Genomic DNA, 18,089 nt, shown 5'->3' on the forward strand with positions numbered 1-18,089 from the left:
AGCACCGAAGGAGGAGTTCACGATGGACGTCACCCCGCTCACCGGCCAGGTCTTCGAGCCGGGCCAGGACGGCTACGCCGACGAGATCGCCGGCTTCCAGCTCGCCGTCGCCAGCCGGCCCGCCGTGGTCGTCGGCGCCGAGACCGCCGCCGACGTCGTCACCGCCGTCCGGTTCGCCTCGGCCCACGGCCTGCGCGTCACCGTGCAGGCCACCGGGCACGGCCTGACCGCGGGCACCGACGGGCTGCTGATCAGCACCCGCCGGCTGACCGGCGTGGACGTCGACGCCGCGGCCGGCACCGCCCGCGTCGAGGCCGGGGTCCGCTGGGGCGCGGTGCTCGAAGCCGCCGCGAAGCACGGGCTCGCCCCGCTCAGCGGCTCGTCGCCGGACGTCGGCGTCGTCGGCTACACCCTCAGCGGCGGCTTCGGCCTGATGGTGCGGAAGTACGGCCGTGCCGCCGACGACGTGCGCGCGATCGACGTCGTGACCGCCGACGGCTCGCTGCAGCACGTCGAGGCGGGTTCGGACCTGTTCTGGGCGCTGCGCGGCGGCCGGGCGGACTTCGGCATCGTGACCGCGCTGGAGATCGGCCTGGTTCCGGTCACCGAGCTGTACGGCGGCGGCCTCTACTTCGGTACCGAGGACATCCCCGCGGTGCTGCGGGCCTGGCGCACGTGGGCGTCGAGCGTGCCCGACACGCTGACGACGTCACTCGCGATGATCCCGTACCCCGACCTGCCGATGGTGCCGGAACCGTTGCGCGGCAAGCACATCGCGCACGTCCGGGTCGCCTACCTCGGCGACGGCGGTGACGACCTCGTCGCGCCGCTGCGGGCCGCGGCGCCCGCGTTGCTGGACACGCTGAAGCCGATGCCGTTCAGCGAGTCCGGCTCGATCGCGGCCGAGCCGCCGCACCCGCACGGCTACCACGGCACCAACGCGACGGTCACCCAGCTCAACGACGCCATGCTCGACGCGATCGTCGAGCACGCGGGCCCGGGCGCGGACGTCGACACGGTGCTGATCGTCGACCGGCTGGGCGGCGCGCTCACCCGGCCGCCGGCGGTGCCGGGCGTCGGCTGGGACAGCGCGGCGGAGTTCGTCGTCCGGGCGCTTTCGGTGGTCGAGGCCGGGATCGAGCCGGTCCGGCGGGCGCACGCGAAGCTGTTCGACGCGCTGACGCCGTGGTCGAGCGGGCGGCTGCTGCCGTTCGTGTACGGCGAGCACGACCCGGCGGAGGTCGCGGAGAGCGTCTTCCCGGCGGGTGACCTGCGGCGGCTGCGCGAGCTGAAGCGCGAGTACGACCCGAAGGCCACCTTCGGTGCTTGATGTCGGAAGCGCCCGGTTACAGTGCCGGGTCGGCACCAGCCATCCGAGGGGATTCCATGACGGCGATCGAGGCGGACGTCGAGCCACCGGTGACCGCGCCCGCCCGCCGCCGGCCCCCGGTCGTCGTCTCGGTGCTCCTGCTGGCCGTGTTCCTCGTCGGCGCCTGGGCCGCGTGGTTCCTGACGATCGACGACGCGTTCATCAGCTTCCGCTACTCGGCGAACTTCGCGGCCGGGCACGGCCCGGTGTGGAACGTCGACGGCCCGCGCGTCGAGGGCTTCACGAACTTCGCCTGGGTCGTCTGGTCCGGGCTCGGCGCGTGGCTCGGGCTGGCGCTGCCGCTGTTCACCAAGGTGACGTCGCTGCTGCTCGGCCTGGGCACGCTGTATCTGCTCATCCGCGAAGGCCACCGCCGCGCGGGGCTCACCGGTGCGCTGGTCGGCGCGGGCGCGTACGTCGTGTTCCTGCCGACCTACTTCCACATCACCGCCGGCCTGGAGACGGCCGCGTTCGCCGCGGTGCTGCTGCGCGTCGTCGTGCTCGGCCTGCGGGTGCTGGCGAACGAACGCGTGCGCGTGTGGGAGCCGCCGGTCCTGCTGCTCCTGCTCGGCATGCTCCGGCCCGAAGGCGTGCTCGCCGCGCTGCCCGTGGTGGCCCTGTGGTTCTGGCGCGAACGCGGCGCGGCCCGCTGGTGGTGGACCGGCGGCGCGGCGGTCGTCGGTGCGGTGTACTTCGTGTGGCGCTGGCGGTTCTACGGCCAGCTGCTGCCGAACACCTTCTACGTCAAGTTCGGCAACCTCGACTCCGGCTGGGTGTGGACCAAGCACACGACACTGCTGCTGCTCCCGCTCCTGCTGCTGACGCTCTCGCTGCTCATCCGCAAGGCAACACGCGCGATCGGTGCGCTGCTCGTGGTGACCGTCGCGGTCACGTACCTGACGTACGCGGTGTCCGGGCCGACGATGGACTACCTCGACCGCTTCGCCGACCACGCGATCCCCGTGCTGTGCCTGGGCGCCGGGATCGCCGCCGGGACGCTGGCGCCGCGTCTCGTGGGTGCGCTGCTCGGGCTGGTGGCCGTCGGCTGGTCGGCCGTCGCCGGGGCGAGCGCGCCCGACCTGGGCGTGATCGCGAACTACGGTCCCGACCTGCAGCGCGCGCACATCGCGATCGGCAAGGGGCTGGCCGCGGCCGACGTCCCGGCGCCGGCCCGCAGCCTCGCCGTCACCGACGCCGGCGCGATCCCGTACTACAGCGGCTGGCAGTCGATCGACTACATCGGCCTCAACGACGCGGCGATCTCCCACGGCGCGAACCCGACCCAGGTCGTCACGCGGGCGCGGCCGACGGTGATCGTGGTGACCGCGAACGGCCCGGAGCCGTCCGGCATCCGCTACGGCTTCGACTTCGCCCAGGGGACCGCGGGCTACCAGCAGGTCGCGGCCGTCGAGATGCGCGCGGGTTACTGGCAGGACGTCTTCGCGTTGCCGCAGTACGCGGACACGATCGGGCAGCACGTCCGGCAGGAGGCCGACGCCGCCGGACGGGCCAACGATCCGGGGCGGCCGGAGGACACCGTCGACCGCTGGCTGGACCGGCTCCGCTCGCAGCTGCCGTTCTGAGGAAGGCTCGCAACGAGTTGACCGCTTCGCGCGCGCGGGCGAAGGTGGGCCGATGAGCAGCGATGAGCTCCGTCACGGCGTGAAGCTGAGCAGTCTCGACCAGGAGGTCTTCCCCGGTGCGGGGGCCACCAAGCGCGAGATGCTCGACTACCTCGAAGCGGTCGCCGACCGGATGGTGCCGGAGCTGCGCGACCGGCCGTTGTCGGTGGTGCGGGTGCTGCGCGGCCAGGGGCCGTTCATGCAGAAGAACCTGCCGAAGTACACGCCGGACTGGGTCGAGCGGATGCCGCTGTGGGCCGACCGCTCGCGCCGCGAAGTCATCTACGCGCTCGGCAACGACCTGCGCACGCTGATCTGGTTCGGCAACCAGCGGGCGATCGAATACCACGTGACGCTCTTCCGCGGCGAGCCCACGACCGGGCCGACGCACCTCGTCCTGGACCTCGACCCGCCGGAGGAAGGCCCGTTCACGCTGGCGATCGACGCCGCGAAGCTGGTGCGGGAGGCGCTGCAGGCCGACGGCCTCGACGGCGCCGTCAAGACCAGTGGTTCGAAGGGCCTGCACGTCTTCGTCCCGCTGGCCCCGGGCCAGTCGACCGAGGACATCGCGGCGGCCACCCGGGCGGTGGCGGCCCGGGCCGAGCGCATCGACCCGGCGCGCGGCACGACGGAGTTCGTCAAGGACCGCCGTGACGGCAAGGTCTTCCTGGACTCGACCCGCTCCGGCGGCGGCACGGTCGTCTGCGTCTACAGCCCCCGCAACCGCCCGGGCGCGCCGGTGTCGTTCCCGGTCCGCTGGGCCGACCTGGACGGCGTGAAGCCGTCGGACTTCACGGTCCACACCGCGCCGGCCCTGCTCGCCGACGGCGACCCGTGGACGGCGGAGATGCCGGAGCCGTTCGTGCTGCCGGCGGACCTCGTCGAGGAGGGCCACACGATCCCGGTCGCCCGGGTGGCCGCGATGCACGAAGGCAAGCGCCGCGCCAAGGCCGCCCGCGAGTCGGGCTGACAGCGCACCGGTCGTGAGTGGTAATTCGGGTTAGAACCCTCATTACCACTCACGACCCGACGCGAGGTCAGGCGGCCTGGTTGTGGCCCGGCAGCGCTGTGCCGTGGCCGAGGCGGCGGGTGAGGACCACGATCGGCGCCGGGCGTTCCGCCGGGACGCGTGTCCGGGCCAGCCAGACGATGTCGCGGCCGAACGACCAGACCAGTGACGTCAACGCCACCACAACCGCCGCGAACGTCCACGCCACCGGCAGGATCTCCGACACCGCGACCACCAAGACCACGCCCTGGACCGCGGCCACCGTCTTGCGGGCCATGCTCGGGTACAGCGGCGCCGTCAGCCACGGCATCGCCCACGAAGCCGCGACGAACGCGTAGCGCATCAGGCCGATCGCCAGCACCCACAGGCCGAGCTTCTCCGACACCTGGACGCACAGCAGCAGGATCAGGAACGCGTCGACCTCCATGTCGAAGCGCGCGCCGAACTCCGATGACGTCCCGGTGCGGCGGGCGACCTGGCCGTCGACGCCGTCCAGCGCCAGGGCGACGGCGATCAGCGCGACCAGCCACGCGATCGGCTGGTGGGCGTCCGCGATCAGTTCCGCGGCGCAGCCGACGAGCGTCGCCCGGGCGAAGGTGATCCAGTCCGCCGGACCGAAGCTCCCACGGCCGGTGCGTCGCAGGCCCCAGCCCGTCAGCAGCACCAGCGCGAGGCCGAACACGAGCCCGGTCGCCCAGGCGATCGGCGCTAGGCCACCGGCGACGGCCCCGGCGGTGAGCACCCACGCCGGCACCGCCGCGCGTAGGAGAAGTCCGTGCTTGATCATCGTCCGCTCCGCGAATTTGCTCATAGGGTGGCGGCGACACCAGCCTCCGGTCGCCTGCTAGGAGAAACACGTGGAACGCGCTTTCTGGGTTCAAAAGCCGGGCGAAGGCGAGATCCGGCCCGTGACGCTGCGCGACCCCGGATCGGGCGAAGTCCTTGTGCGCACGCTGTATTCGGGCGTCTCGCGCGGCACCGAGACCCTCGTGTTCCGCGGCGGCGTCCCGGCGAGCCAGTACGACGTCATGCGCGCGCCGTTCCAGGAGGGCGAGTTCCCCGGCCCGGTGAAGTACGGCTACCTCAACGTCGGCGTCGTCGAGACCGGCGAGCTCCGGGGCAAGACCGTCTTCTGCCTCTACCCGCACCAGACCGCGTACGTCGTCCCGGTGAGCGCGGTGACCCTGGTGCCCGACAACGTCCCGCCCGGCCGCGCGATCCTCGCCGGCACCGTCGAGACCGCGGTCAACGCCGTGTGGGACGCGCGGCCGCGGCTCGGTGACCGGATCGCCGTGATCGGCGCCGGGATGGTCGGCGCCAGCGTCGCCAAGCTGCTGTCCGGCTTCCCCGCGACGCGCGTGCAGCTCATCGACGTCGACCCGCGACAGAAAGAGATCGCCGACGCACTCGGCGTCGACTTCGCGACGCCGGAAGCGGCGCTGGGCGACTGCGACCTCGTCGTCCACGCGAGCGCGTCCGAAGCCGGCCTCGCGAAGGCGCTGGAGCTGCTCGCGCCGGAGGGCGAGGTCGTCGAGCTGTCCTGGTACGGCGACCGGAAGGTCAGCGTGCCGCTCGGCGAGAACTTCCACTCGCGACGGCTGACGATCCGCAGCAGCCAGGTCGGCACGGTCGCGCGCCCGGACCGCGACTACGCGCAGCGGCTCGGCGTCGCTCTCGATCTTCTGGCCGATCCGGCGTTCGAGGCGCTGGTCAACGGCGAATGCGCGTTTGCCGACCTGCCGTCGGTGTTACCCCGGATGGCCGCGAATGAACTTTCCGCCCGCTGCCTCCGTGTCATGTATCAGCCGCAGTAACCACGTCCACCCCGAACGCATCGGAGGTCTTGGTGTTCAGCATCACCGTCCGTGACCACGTGATGGTCGCCCACAGCTTCCGCGGAGAAGTCTTCGGACCCGCGCAACGCCTGCACGGCGCGACCTTCGTGGTGGATGCCACCTTCCGCCGCACCGACCTCGACGATGACAACATCGTCGTCGACATCGGCAAGGCCACGGAAGAGCTCGGGGCGGTGCTGAGCGACCTGAACTACCGCAACCTCGACGACGAGCCGGTGTTCAAGGGCATCAACACCTCGACCGAGTTCCTCGCGAAGGTCGTCGCCGACCGCCTCGCCGACGCGATCCACGCCGGCCGCCTCGGCGAAGGCGCGCGCGGGCTCGAAGGCATCACCGTCTCGCTGAAGGAATCGCACGTCGCCTGGGCGAGTTACGAGCGTGCGCTGTGAACGCCCTCTACGTGATCCTGCCCGGTGACGTCGACGACCCGGCCGTCCCGAGCGGCGGCAACACCTACGACCGCCGGATGTGCGACGGCCTCACCGCCGCCGGGCTGGACGTGCACGAGATCGCCGTCGGCGGCAGCTGGCCACGGCCGGACACCGAGGCGCGCGCGGTCCTCGGCCACCTGCTCTCGGCGTTGCCCACCGGCTCCGCGGTGCTGCTCGATGGCCTGGTCGCGTGCGGTGTGCCCGAGGTGATCGTCCCGCAGGCGCGTCGCCTGTCGCTCTCGGTCCTGGTGCACCTGCCGCTGGCCGACGAGACCGGCCTGCCGCCCGCGCTCGCCGCCGAGCTGGACGCGCTGGAGCGCGAGACGCTGCACGCCGCGAGCTCGGTCGTCGCGACCAGCGAGTGGGCGGCGCGACGGCTGATCCGCCACCACGGCCTGGCCCCGCACCGCGTCCACGCCGTGACGCCCGGGGTCGACCCGGCGCCGCTGTCGATCGGCACCGACGGCATGTCGCGGCTGGTCTGCGTGGCCAACGTGACCCCGCGCAAGGGCCAGGGCGTGCTCGCCCAGGCCCTCGAGACCGTCGCCGACCTGCGCTGGACCTGCGAGTGCGTCGGCGGCATCCGCCGGGAGACGAAGTACGTCGAGCGGCTGCGCGAGCACCGCCTCGGCGCCCGGTTCACCCTCACCGGCCCGCGGACCGGCCCGGCGCTCGCCGCGACCTACCACGCCGCCGACCTGCTCGTGCTGCCTTCGCGCGCCGAGACGTTCGGCATGGTTGTCACCGAGGCCCTCTCCCGCGGCGTGCCGGTGCTGACCACCGACGTCGACGCGCTGCCCGACACCGTCGGCGTCGCGCCGGACGGCTCGGTGCCCGGGATGCTCGTGCCGGGCGACGACGTCGAAGCGCTCGGGGCCGCGCTGCGCCGCTGGCTGACCGAAGCCGACCTGCGCAAGCGTTTGCGCACGTCGGCGCAGCTGCGCCGCGAGACGCTGACCGGCTGGGACGCCACCGCGCGCCGTATCGCCGAGGTCCTGCAGCGGCAGGAGGCGGCCGCATGACCGAGTACTCGACGGAGTGGCTGAGCCTGCGGGAACCCGCCGACGCGGCGGCCCGCGCGCCCCAGCTGCTCGAACCGCTCCGGGACTACCTGACCGACGACGAAGACGTCGTCATCCGCGACCTCGGCTGCGGCACCGGCTCGCTCGGCCGCTGGCTGGCCGCGCGCCTGCCCGGCACCCAGCACTGGATCCTGCACGACCACGACACCGCCCTGCTCGCCCACGCCCAGGCCGGCCTGCCGCGGACCGCGCTCGACGGCAGCCCCGTCGACGTCGTCACCGAGCAGCGCGACGTCACGGCGTTGCGTGCGCCGGACCTCGCCGGGACGTCGCTGGTCACCGCGTCCGCGCTGCTCGACCTGCTGACCAAGGACGAGGTCACGGCGCTGGCCGGCGCGATCGTCGGGGCCGGCTGCGCGGCGCTGCTGATGCTCTCGGTGGACGGCCGCGTCGAGCTGTCGCCCGCCGATCCGCTCGACGACGAGATCGCCGCCGCCTTCAACGCCCACCAGCGCCGGATCACCGCCGGCCGGCGCCTGCTCGGCCCGGCCGCGCTGGACGTCGCCGCGACCGCGTTCGGCCGGCTCGGCGCGACCGTGGTCCGCGCGGCCAGCGCCTGGCGCCTCGGCCCCGACCAGGTGGAACTGCAGCAACAGTGGCTGCGCGGCTGGGTCGGCGCCGCTGTCGAGCAGGTCCCGGACCTGCTCCCGGCCGCCGACGTCTACCTGCAGCGCCGGCTGGAGATGGCGCAGGCCGGCGAGCTGCACGCGGTGATCCACCACGGCGACCTGCTGGTCCTGCCGCCGAGCCTGGAGGTGGCGGCGTGAAGCGCGCGCTCGCCTGGCTGCGCATCCTCGGCGCCGTCGGCATCCTCGCGGTGCTCGTCTGGCAGCTCGGCAGCGGCGCCTTCCTCGACGGCCTCGGCCGGATCGACACCGTCGGCGTGGTGGCCGCGCTCGGCATCGGCTTCGCGACGACGCTGTTCAGCGCGGGCCGCTGGCAGATCGTCGCCACCCGGCTCGGCCTGCGGCTTTCGCTGCGGACCGCGGTCGGCGACTACTACCGCGCGCTGTTCCTCAACGGCGTGCTGCCCGCCGGCGTCCTCGGCGACGTCCACCGCGCGGTGCAGCACGGCCGCGAGTCCGGCGACGTGCCGCGCGGCGTGCGCGCCGTCGTCCTCGAACGCACCGCGGGGCAGGTCGTCCTGATCGGCTCCGCCGTCACCGTCGTGCTGGCCTGGCCGGGGGTCGTGCCGGGCGCGTTCCGCCAGGTCGTGACGCTCTGCGGGGTCGTCGTGGTGCTGCTCGCGGTCGCCGCCGCGGTGATCGGCCGGACGGTCGGCGGCCGCTGGATCCACAGCCCGTCGAAGGTGCGCCGCGGCTTCGCCGCCACCCTCGCCGACGTCCGCCTGGGCCTGCTGACCCGCGAGACGTGGCCCGCCGTCGGCTTCCTGTCGGTCGCGACGCTGGCCGGGCACCTGGCGCTGTTCCTCGTCGCCGCCCGCGTCGCCGGCGTGGCCGCACCGGTCGGGCAGCTGCTGCCCCTGATGATCCTCGCGCTGCTCGCGATGGGTCTCCCGCTCAACGTCGGTGGCTTCGGCCCGCGTGAAGGCGTCTGCGCCCTGCTCTTCGGCGCGGCCGGCCTCGGCGCCGCCCAAGGTGTCACCGTCGCCGTCGTCTACGGCGTGCTCTCGCTGGTCGCGAGCCTGCCCGGCGCCGGTGTCCTGCTCGTCCGGAGCATCGCCGGGTTCCGCCTGGCCCGCGCTCCGCACGCCGGAACCGTCCCCGTCCCGCGCAAGGCGGCCGACGTTCCTGTCGAATCGGAGATGGGATTGAAGTCATGACCGCAAGCGAAGCCGTCGAAAACCTGCCGCACCGGGCCGTGGTCGAGCGGGTGGTCGACACCCGGCTCCCGACGCGGCACGGGACCTTCCGCGCGGTGGGCTACCTCGACCGGACCGGCACCGAGCAGGTCGCGCTGGTCCACGGCGAGATCACCGAGCTCGGAACGCTCACCCGCGTCCACAGCGAGTGCCTGACGGGGGACGTCTTCGCCTCGACGCACTGCGAATGCGGCGACCAGCTGGCGGCGGCCCTGGACCGGATCGTCGAAGAGGGCGCCGGCGTGCTGATCTACGTCCAGGGTCACGAGGGCCGCGGGATCGGCCTGCTCGCCAAGCTCAAGGCGATGCGCCTGCAGGACGAAGGCCTCGACACGGTGGACGCGAACGTGGCCCTCGGCCTGCCGATCGACGCCCGCGACTACCACTCGGCGGCCGGCATCCTGCAGGACCTCGGCGTCCGCTCGGTGCGGCTGCTGTCGAACAACCCGGAAAAGGCCAACCAGCTCACCCGCTACGGAATCCGCATCAGCGAACTGGTTCCGCTGCTGGTTCCGCCGAATCCGGAGAGCCTCCGCTACCTCCGGACGAAGGCCGAGCGGATGGACCACCTGCTCCCGCACCTGTCAGGCGCTTAACACCTCGAGCACCGCGGCGAAGCGCTGGACCAGCGTGTCCAGCACGACGTGCCCCTTCGCCGCGGTCGCCAGCGACGGCCGGCCGACGATGCCCGACTCCGTGTACGCCCGCAAGCCCAGCGTCAGCAGGTGTTCGCGGTCGGTGACGTGGTCGGCCGTCTCGTAGCCGGGCCGGACCAGGTGCGGGTGCGCGTGCAGCAGGATCGACGTCTCCAGCTCGCCCGCGTGCATGTCGTCGTCCAGTGACGTCCGCAGGCCGGCCGCGGTGTGCGCGGCCTGCCAGTCCGCGACGCCGGGGAACAGCGCCATCGACCCTTTCGACTCCTGGACCACATTGGACAGTACGTAGTTGCCGCCGTGCCCGTTGACCAGCACGAGCCGGTCCACGCCGGACGCTTCGAGCGAGTCCGCGACGTCGGTGACGACGGCGTGCAGCGTGCGCGCGGAGACGCTGACCGTGCCGGGCCACGCGGCGTGCTCGTGCGAGCAGGAGATCGGGAGCGGCGGCAGGTGCAGCACGGGGTAGGCGTCGGCGACGGCCTTGGCCAGCGTCGCGGCGATGACGGTGTCCGTCACCAGCGGCAAGTGCGCGCCGTGCTGCTCGAAGCTGCCGATCGGCAGCACCGCGACCGCCGCCCGCCGCCGCTGCTCGTCGGCCGTGGTCGCGAGCGGGAACAGGTCGGTCATGGCGCACCCCTTCTCTATGTTGGTGGCATGAGCGAGCATGCCGCACTGCTGGACGTCGCGCGCGAAGCCGTGGCGAAAGCGACCGCGATCATCCGGTCGCGCCCGAGTTTTTCCGTTTCCGCGAAAGGTGATCGCGACCTGGTGACCGACGTCGACACCGCGGTCGAGGACGCGCTGCGCGAGTTCCTCGCCGCCGAGACGCCGGAGATCGGCGTCCTCGGCGAGGAGCGCGGGCGCAGCGGTGACGGCGGTGATCGCTGGTGGGCGCTCGACCCGATCGACGGGACCGCGAACTTCGCCCGCGGGATTCCACTGTGCGGGATTTCCCTGGCGCTGGTGGACGGCACGCAGAGCACGGTCGCGGCGATCACGCTGCCCTATCTGGGCGTCACCTACACGGCCGCGGAAGGCGAAGGTGCGTTCGCGAACGGGGAGCGCGTCCGCGCGTCCGCCGCGACGGAGATGTCGGACGCGATGATCGCCGTGGGTGACTTCGCGATCGGTGAACTCGCGGACGAGAAGAACCGCGCCCGGCTGTTGCTCCTTTCGGACCTCGGCGCGCGGGCGCAGAAGATCAGGATGTACGGCAGCGCGGCGATCGACCTGGCGTGGGTGGCGGACGGAAAGCTCGACGCAGCACTGATTCTGGCCAACAAACCGTGGGACACGATGGCCGGCGTGCTGCTGGTGCGCGAGGCCGGCGGCGCCGTCGTCGACCGCGACGGCAGCGAGCATTCGGTCGATTCCACGGCCACGATCGCCGTCGGTGCCGGGCTGCGCAAGGAGATCGTGGACGCGCTTGATCGTGCCCATGGGGTTGTTCGTTAAGATTCCGGGTACACGGTGGGCAGCGCCACGTGCGTGATTGCACTGTCCGCGCAAGGTTTTCGGTTACGTTGGTACCGGTCGGCGGATGAGCCTGGCATGCTGGCCGGATCTCGTCGGCCGCTTCGGAGAATGGTGGATGCTCGTGGAAAGTCGCCGGATCCGCGATCGGTACCGGCTGATCGAGCCGATCGGCGGCGGCGCGATGGGCACGGTGTGGCGCGCGCAGGACGAGCGGCTCGACCGCACGGTGGCGATCAAGGAACTCCTGCTGCCGCACGACCACGACGAGGACCGCACCGAAGAAGCGAAGAACCGCGCGATGCGCGAGGCGCGGATCGCGGCCCGGTTGCAGCATTCCCACGCGATCACGGTGTTCGCCGTCCTCGAGGAAGAGGACCGGCCGTGGCTGGTGATGGAGTACCTGCCGTCGAAGAGCTTCGCCGTCCTGATCCAGGAGGAACCGGTTCCGGTCGACGACGCCATCCGCGTCGGCGCCCAGATCAGCTCCGCGCTGGCGGGCGCGCACCGCGTCGGGATCGTCCACCGCGACGTCAAGCCGGCCAACATCCTGGTCTCCGACGACGGCACAGCGAAGATCACCGACTTCGGCATCTCCCGTGCGATCGGTGACGTCAAGCTCACCGCCACCGGCGAGATCGCCGGAACGCCCGCGTACCTCGCGCCCGAGATCGCCCGCGGCGAGGACGCGAGCTTCGCCGCCGACGTCTTCTCCCTCGGCGCCACGCTGTACGCCGCCGTCGAGGGCTCGACGCCGTACGGCACTTCGGACAACCCGATCGCCTTGCTCTACAAGGCGTCGAGCGGGGAGATCGAGCCGCCGGTCAAGGCCGAGCGGCTGACCCCGCTGCTGCTGCGGATGCTCGCCCCCGAACCCGCCGAGCGGCCGTCGATGGACGAGGTCGAGCGGGAGCTGCGGGCGCTGCTGACGGACGACGAGCCGGGGGAGGCCGTGCTCGCGGCGACGATCCCGGAGGCGCCGGCCGCCATGCCGGCCTCGGCCGTCATCCCGCCCCCGCCGGGCGAGGTCGCCGCGGTGTCGCCGGGCGCGCGCAAGGGCATGATCGCCGTCGGCGCGGGCGCGGCACTGCTGTGCGTCGCGGTCGTCGTGGCGATCCTGCTGGTCGTGCGCCAGAAGCCGCCGCAGGACAACGCCGCCCCACCGGCCTCGCCGGCGCCGTCCACCTCGGCTTCGGCCCCCACCTCGGCCTCGCCGTCCCCGACACCTCCGCCCACGTCGGCGCCGTCGACCTCGGCACCGCCGACGTCACCGACGATTTCGACGGTGGCGTCCGCGAAGAACGCCGCCGACGCGCTCAACTCCTACTACCAGTTGCTCCCGGGCAACCCGGCGGAGGCGTGGAAGCTCCTGACCGCCCACTTCAAGGCGTCGCGCAGCCAGACGTATGACACGTACACGCGCTTCTGGAGCCGGTTCAAGTCGGTGAACGCCAGCGGCGTGAGGGAGGTCGGACCCAACCGGGTCACCGCGCACGTCGTCTACGACGGCGGCCAGGCCGAGAACGACACCTTCACCATGGTCCAGGAGAACGGCGTCTGGATGATCGACGGACAGGGCTGAACCGACCCGGTGCCGGCCACGTGTGACAGATGAGCCGTCATCGTCGTCGACCGCGCCTGGAGGTAGCCGTGTCCGTTTCCACCGCCCTGCCCCGGCGTCCGCGATGAGGCCCGCCGACCCGATGGTCTTCATCCTCCCGGCCGCGCCGCCGGGCAGCGACAGCTACGACAAGCGCATGTGCCAGAACCTGCCCGCCGTCGGGCAGCCGGTGCTGGAGCTGCCGATCGTCGGCGACTGGCCGGAGCCGGACGCGACGGCTCGCCGACGGCTCGCGCGGTCGCTCATGGCGCTGCCCGACCGCACGGTGGTGCTGCTCGACGGCATGATCGCGGCCGGCGTCCCCGAGATCGTCGTCCCGCACGCCAGACGGCTGCGGCTGGCCGTCCTGGTCCACCAGGCCCTCGCCGACGAGCCCGGCCTCGACCCGGCGCGCCGCGCGGAGCTGGACGCGTGCGAGCGCGAGACGCTGCGGATGGCGGGCATGGTCGTCGCGACCAGCCCGTGGCTGGCCCGGCTGCTGATCGACCGCCACGACCTGGACCCGAGCCGCGTCTACGTGGCGAAGCCGGGCACGGACGCGGCCCCGCTGGCCGCCGGCGCGGACGGCGTGTCCCGCCTGCTGTGCGTCGGCGACGTCACCCGCCGCAACGGACAGGACGTGCTGGTCGAGGCCCTGGGCGAGGTCGACCACCTCGCGCTGTCGTGCGTCTGCGTCGGCTCGCTCGAGGTGTCCCGGGGTTACGTCGACGAGCTGGGCTGGTCGATCGAGCGCCTCGGCCTCGGCGGCCGGATCACGCTGTCCGGCGACGCGGTGGACCTGGGCGCGGCCTACAACGCGGCGGACCTGCTGGTGATCCCGTCGCGCGGCGGCGCGTCGGGCATGTTCGTGGCGCAGGCCCTGGCCCGCGGCATCCCGGTGCTGGCGACCGAGGTGGGCGGGGTGTACGACGCCCTGGGCGTCGACGCGGACGGCGAGATGCCGGGCCTGCTGGTCCCCCCGAACGACCCGTTCGCCCTGGCGGACGCCCTGCACCGCTGGTACGCGGACCCGGAGCTACGCAGATCCCTGCGCACGGCGGCCCTGGGCCGGGGAAGCGCACTGGAGGAATGGGACGTCGCGGCAAGACGGCTGACGCAGGTGCTGTCGAGGTTGGCGTCGGAGCCACGCATCGTCGCCTGACCCTTGCCGCGGCTGGCAGTCTGGCCGGATGGCGCCCCAGTCCGAACGGCCCGACCACCACCTCGACTCCGAACGCGGGTTCCTCGAAGTCGCCGGTCGCGAGGCGGACCGCCCGCTGCGCGAGACGCTGCTGGGCTTCCGCGACCTGGTCTCGGCCGACATGGACTGGGCCGACGTCCGCAAGCGCCGCTTCCGGCAGCGCGCGTCGATCGTGCGGGTGAGCGCGCTCGTGCTCACCGCCGCGTCGACCGTGGTCCTGGGCATTCAGGAGATCCCGGCGCGGGCGTCGATCGCGTTGCCGATGGTCGCGCTGGTCACCGTGCTCGGCGGGCTCGAGACGTTCTTCAACTGGCGGTCGCGCTGGGTGCTGATGGAAGAGACCCGTTACGGCCTGAACCGGCTGCGGGACGACATGGACTACTACATCGTCGCGACCCCGACGGCCGAGCTGAGCCGCGAGCGCCTGCAGGAGTTCTTCGACCGCCACCAGGCGACCTGGTCGGACGTCAGCCGCCAGTGGGTCGAGTTCCGCAAGCTCGACCGAGCGCCCCAGGCCCCGGAGGTCCGGCCGTCCTGACGGCACCTCGCCGCCCCGACCGAAAAGCCGTGAAGGCCTCCTTACCGGCCATAAGAGCCGGTAAGGAGGCCTTCACGGCTTTCAACGAGCGCTCACACCAGGGTGAGCGCGTAGATCTCCACCCGCGGGTCGTTCGGCAGGCTCACCGACTGCAGGGTCTTCCCGCCGTCCAGCGCCGCCGAGATGCCGAACAGCCGTACCGCCGGCCCGTCGACGCCGCTGCCCGCCTTGATCCGGTGCGGCATGTCCAGCACCACCGGGCTGCCCGATCCCGCCCAGTCGCCGAACGTCGCGGCGAGGTCGGCGCTCGTGCCGTCCGTGTAGTGCGCGGTCAGCGTGGTCGTCACCGGGCCGTTGTGCGACGACCCGACCAGCCGCAACGCCGCGTGCGCACCGGCCGGGAGCAGCAGCGACTGGCCCCGCGCCTCGACGAAGTTCGCCGCGGTCCCCGACGCGTCCGGTGCCGCGTACGTGACGCCGTCCCAGGTCACCGGCCCGGCCGCCGGCAGCAGCGCGGCGTCGTAGCTCCAGCCGCCGCCGTCGAAGTTGCCGTCGGACGACGCCGCGACCGTCGCCGTGCCGTCGTGGTTGTAGTCGCGGCCGAGGTCGACCGCGCACTGCGTCCCGGCGGAAGCGCACGCCGACGGCGTCCGGACCTCGATCGACACCGAGCGGGAAACCGTGTTCGCGCCCAGCCCGGCCGCCTTGACCTGCACCGGGTACGTCCCGGCGGCGGTGCCCGCGGGCACCGTCACCGTGATCGGCACCGTCTTCGACGTCGGGAGCCGCCCGGACCAGATCACCTGGATCGGCTGGACCTTCGTCTTCCACCCGGCCGGCGCGGTCGCCGTCACGGTCACCGGCTGCAGCAGCGGGTTCTGCGCGACGACGTCCAGGTCGAGGTGCACCTGCTGCGCCGCACCGGCCGGGATCACCACGGACGTCTGCCGCAGCGACGCGTCGACGTGCCGCCGCAGGTCACCGACGGCGTTGTTCACCGACGGCGGCTGGGCACCGGCCGAAGTCCCCCACGAGGACGGCTTCGAGCCGAGCTTGTGGTTCAGCGTGCCGCCGTGGGCCAGGGCCGGCCAGTCCAGCGACGTCTGCCGGACGTCGCGGCCGTTGAGCGACACGCTCTGGACGTACCGGTTGGTGTCGCTCGCACCCGGCGCGTTCACCGTGAGCGTGCCGCCCTGCGACCGCCCGTACTGGCCGATCCGGACGGTCGCCGACTCGAACTGCGGGCTCGACACGGCGAGGAAGTTCGCGCCGCTCATCGTCGGGTACAGCCCGAGCGACGAGAAGACGTACCACGCGGACATGGTGCCGAGGTCGTCGTTGCCGGTCATGCCGTCCGGGCCGGTGGTGAACAGCGTCATCGCCGCGCGGACGACGGTCGCGGTCTTCGCCGGCGCGCCGACCCAGTTGTACATGTACGGCGCGAGCAGGTCGGGCTCGTTGTTCGGGTTGTACGTCGGCTTGCCGTAGTAGTCGTACGGGCTGGCGATCCAGTCGTTGCGCGCGGTCCCCGCCGGGTCCGTGAGCAGCTTGTTGTAGACGAAGAACGAGTCGAGCCGCTTCTCCGTCGCGGGCTTGCCGCCCATCAGCGAGACGAGCCCGGCCGGGTCCTGCGGCACGAGCCACTGGTACTGGTAGGCGCCGCCCTCGTGGAACTGGTGGTCGGCGTCGACCGGGTTGTACGGCGTGAGGAACGTGCCCTCGGTGGTGCGCGGGCGGAACGCCTGCGTCGAGGAGTCCCAGAGGTTCTTGTACCACTGGCCGCGGTCGGCGAACATCCGCGCGTCGGCCTGGTGGTTCAGTCCCTTCGCCATCAACGAGAGTGCCGCGTCGGCCGCCGAGTACTCCATGGTCGCCGACGCCGGGTGCTCGCAGTCGTTGTCGCCGCCCTTGGCCGCGCAGTCCGTGCCGAGCGTCAGCCCGCTCGGGATGTAGCCGCGGTCGTTGTAGTAGTCGACGCCGGAACGTCCGTTGTACGGCGAGTCGGCGGGCGGCGTGCTCGTCGCGTTCTTCTTGAGCAGCGCGTACGCCTCTTCTTCGTGCCCGGCGAGCAGGCCTTTCGACCACGCCTCGACGAGGAACGGCGTCACCGGGTCGCCGGTCATGATGTTCGTTTCGCTCTCGGCCAGCGCCCAGCGCGGCAGCCAGCCGCCGTCCCGGCCGATGGCGACGACCGACAGCGCGACGTCCCGCGCGACCTGGGGTTCGAGCATTTCGAGCAGCTGGTTCTGGGGCCGGTAGGTGTCCCAGAGGGAGAAGTTCTGGTACGGCGTGTAACCGGCGGCCGTGTGCACCTTGGCGTCGAAGCCGGTGTACGTGCCGTCGGTGTCGCCGGCGAGGTTCGGGTGCAGCTGCGAGTGGTAGAGCGCGGTGTAGAACGCCGTCTGCCGCTCGGTGGTGCCGCCGCCGATCTTGATCGCGCCGAGCCGGTCGGCCCACTGCTGGTGCAGCGCGGTCTTCGTGGCGTCGAAGTTGAAGTCCTTGGTCTCCGCCGCGAGGTTCTTCCGCGCGCCGTCGAGCCCGGTGTAGGACAGCCCGACCTTGAGGACGACGTCGTGGTCGGTGGTGGCGTCGAAGCTCGCCCAGGCGCCGTTGCCGCCGGTGCCCGCGGCGTCGCGGCTCGCGGGCGTGCGCGTCGAGCCGCGCCAGGTGCCGTAGGAGCTGAACGGCCGGTCGAAGGTGGCGGTGAAGTAGACGGTGTGCTCGTCGTGCCCGGCGCAGAACCCGCCGGCGCGCACGCGGCCCTCGAGGGTCCGGTCGCCGACGACGTGGATCTCGGAGTCCTTGACGGACTGGTTGGCCTGGCCGGTGTTGAACAGGACGTTCGCCTGGCCGGTCGACGGGAAGGTGTAGCGCTGCCAGCCGGTGCGCGCGGTCGCCGTCAGCTCCGCGTTCACGCCGTACTTCTGCAGGCCGACGCGGTAGTAGCCGGGCTCGGCGTGCTCGTCGTCGTGGCTGTAGGTGGACTTGTAGGCGTCTTTGTCAACGTTGTCGACGGCGCCCGTCGTCGGCATGATCGGCAGCTCGCCCATCACGCCGCAGCCGACGCCGGACAGGTGCGTCTGGCTGAAGCCGTAGATCGCGTTCTGCAGGTAGTCGTACCCACCCTGCCCGCCGGTGTCCGGGCTGACCTGCACCATGCCGAACGGCGCGCTCGCGCCGGGGAAGGTGTTGCCGAAGTTCTGCGTGCCGACGAACGGGTTCACCAGCGACACCGGATCGGCGGCCGCCGGCGCGGCTTGCGCCACGGCGGGGGCCAGGCCGACGACCACCACCCCCGCGGCCACCGCGGCGGCCAACCGTCTGCTCTGCGACCACATGGGCGCACCTCCCAGGAGATGACAACGTTGTCAGAAGCGGACCTTTGGTCACGTCCTCGGTCCGGTGAGCACCTTTCCACCTCGATGGGCGT

The 18,089-nt window shown here is 72.3% G+C and carries 16 protein-coding genes; 13 read left to right on the forward strand and 3 right to left on the reverse strand.

The genetic code is table 11. The features are described from left to right. Window positions 1-22: 22 nt before the first annotated feature. From OG570_RS16700 to ligD, 3 genes are read left to right on the forward strand one after another with little or no spacing between them, the layout of a single operon-like run. The gene (locus OG570_RS16700; protein WP_326957476.1) at window positions 23-1,330 is read left to right on the forward strand and encodes an FAD-binding oxidoreductase; all 1,308 of its coding nucleotides are present in this window, start codon (window positions 23-25) and stop codon (window positions 1,328-1,330) included. Between the two features lie 56 nt (window positions 1,331-1,386). Further along, window positions 1,387-2,952: a hypothetical protein gene (locus OG570_RS16705; RefSeq protein ID WP_326957478.1), complete on the forward strand. Its 1,566-nt coding sequence runs from the start codon at window positions 1,387-1,389 to the stop codon at window positions 2,950-2,952. 52 nt (window positions 2,953-3,004) lie between these two features. Then, entirely contained in the window at window positions 3,005-3,961 is a 957-nt protein-coding gene (ligD, locus tag OG570_RS16710) for a non-homologous end-joining DNA ligase (RefSeq protein WP_326944590.1), read from the forward strand. A 67-nt stretch (window positions 3,962-4,028) separates the two neighbouring features. On the opposite strand, the gene OG570_RS16715 is transcribed toward ligD, so the two are convergent. Then, entirely contained in the window at window positions 4,029-4,787 is a 759-nt protein-coding gene (locus OG570_RS16715) for a CDP-alcohol phosphatidyltransferase family protein (RefSeq protein ID WP_326957479.1), read from the reverse strand. 70 nt (window positions 4,788-4,857) lie between these two features. Between OG570_RS16715 and OG570_RS16720 the strand changes: the two genes are divergently transcribed. The 6 genes from OG570_RS16720 to ribA are packed head-to-tail and all read left to right on the forward strand — an operon-like array spanning window position 4,858 to window position 9,787. Continuing rightward, window positions 4,858-5,814, forward strand: coding sequence for a zinc-dependent alcohol dehydrogenase (locus OG570_RS16720; RefSeq protein ID WP_326957480.1), 957 nt, complete (start codon window positions 4,858-4,860; stop codon window positions 5,812-5,814). 32 nt (window positions 5,815-5,846) lie between these two features. Next, a complete protein-coding gene (locus tag OG570_RS16725) occupies window positions 5,847-6,245 on the forward strand; it encodes a 6-pyruvoyl trahydropterin synthase family protein (RefSeq protein ID WP_326957481.1) in 399 nt (132 codons plus the stop codon). Further along, the gene (locus OG570_RS16730; protein ID WP_326957483.1) at window positions 6,242-7,309 is read left to right on the forward strand and encodes a glycosyltransferase family 4 protein; all 1,068 of its coding nucleotides are present in this window, start codon (window positions 6,242-6,244) and stop codon (window positions 7,307-7,309) included. The genes OG570_RS16725 and OG570_RS16730 overlap by 4 nt, the downstream gene beginning before the upstream one ends. Continuing rightward, a complete protein-coding gene (locus OG570_RS16735; protein ID WP_326957485.1) occupies window positions 7,306-8,136 on the forward strand; it encodes a class I SAM-dependent methyltransferase in 831 nt (276 codons plus the stop codon). The genes OG570_RS16730 and OG570_RS16735 overlap by 4 nt, the downstream gene beginning before the upstream one ends. Continuing rightward, the gene (locus OG570_RS16740) at window positions 8,133-9,152 is read left to right on the forward strand and encodes a lysylphosphatidylglycerol synthase transmembrane domain-containing protein (protein ID WP_326957487.1); all 1,020 of its coding nucleotides are present in this window, start codon (window positions 8,133-8,135) and stop codon (window positions 9,150-9,152) included. Before OG570_RS16735 ends, OG570_RS16740 begins: the two co-directional genes overlap by 4 nt. Beyond that, window positions 9,149-9,787, forward strand: coding sequence for a GTP cyclohydrolase II (ribA, locus tag OG570_RS16745; RefSeq protein WP_247058202.1), 639 nt, complete (start codon window positions 9,149-9,151; stop codon window positions 9,785-9,787). Before OG570_RS16740 ends, ribA begins: the two co-directional genes overlap by 4 nt. Here ribA and OG570_RS16750 read toward each other — a convergent pair. Continuing rightward, window positions 9,776-10,474 (reverse strand): creatininase family protein, encoded by a 699-nt coding sequence (locus OG570_RS16750; RefSeq protein WP_326957489.1) that lies wholly within the window; start codon window positions 10,472-10,474, stop codon window positions 9,776-9,778. The two genes, ribA and OG570_RS16750, sit on opposite strands and share 12 nt — an antisense overlap. A gap of 27 nt (window positions 10,475-10,501) precedes the next feature. Here OG570_RS16750 and OG570_RS16755 point away from each other — a divergent pair, with 27 nt between their 5' ends. The 4 genes from OG570_RS16755 to OG570_RS16770 all read left to right on the forward strand — a co-directional run bounded on the left by OG570_RS16755 (window position 10,502) and on the right by OG570_RS16770 (window position 14,659). Then, window positions 10,502-11,302, forward strand: a complete 801-nt coding sequence (locus OG570_RS16755; protein ID WP_326957491.1) for an inositol monophosphatase family protein — start codon at window positions 10,502-10,504, stop codon at window positions 11,300-11,302. 136 nt (window positions 11,303-11,438) lie between these two features. Then, on the forward strand, window positions 11,439-12,902 hold the full coding sequence (locus tag OG570_RS16760; RefSeq protein ID WP_326944581.1) for a serine/threonine-protein kinase: 1,464 nt from the start codon (window positions 11,439-11,441) through the stop codon (window positions 12,900-12,902). Window positions 12,903-13,023: 121 nt separating this feature from the next. Then, window positions 13,024-14,082, forward strand: coding sequence for a glycosyltransferase (locus tag OG570_RS16765; RefSeq protein ID WP_326951673.1), 1,059 nt, complete (start codon window positions 13,024-13,026; stop codon window positions 14,080-14,082). A 28-nt stretch (window positions 14,083-14,110) separates the two neighbouring features. Then, window positions 14,111-14,659 carry a DUF4231 domain-containing protein gene (locus tag OG570_RS16770; protein ID WP_326957493.1) on the forward strand — a complete coding sequence of 183 codons (549 nt, stop codon included), beginning with the start codon at window positions 14,111-14,113 and terminating at the stop codon, window positions 14,657-14,659. Window positions 14,660-14,751: 92 nt separating this feature from the next. Here the strand turns inward: OG570_RS16770 and OG570_RS16775 are convergent, their stop codons facing one another. Then, on the reverse strand, window positions 14,752-17,997 hold the full coding sequence (locus OG570_RS16775) for a GH92 family glycosyl hydrolase (RefSeq protein WP_326957495.1): 3,246 nt from the start codon (window positions 17,995-17,997) through the stop codon (window positions 14,752-14,754). Window positions 17,998-18,089 lie beyond the last annotated feature (92 nt).

The organism is Amycolatopsis sp. NBC_01286, from assembly GCF_035982555.1.
Classification (GTDB): domain Bacteria; phylum Actinomycetota; class Actinomycetes; order Mycobacteriales; family Pseudonocardiaceae; genus Amycolatopsis.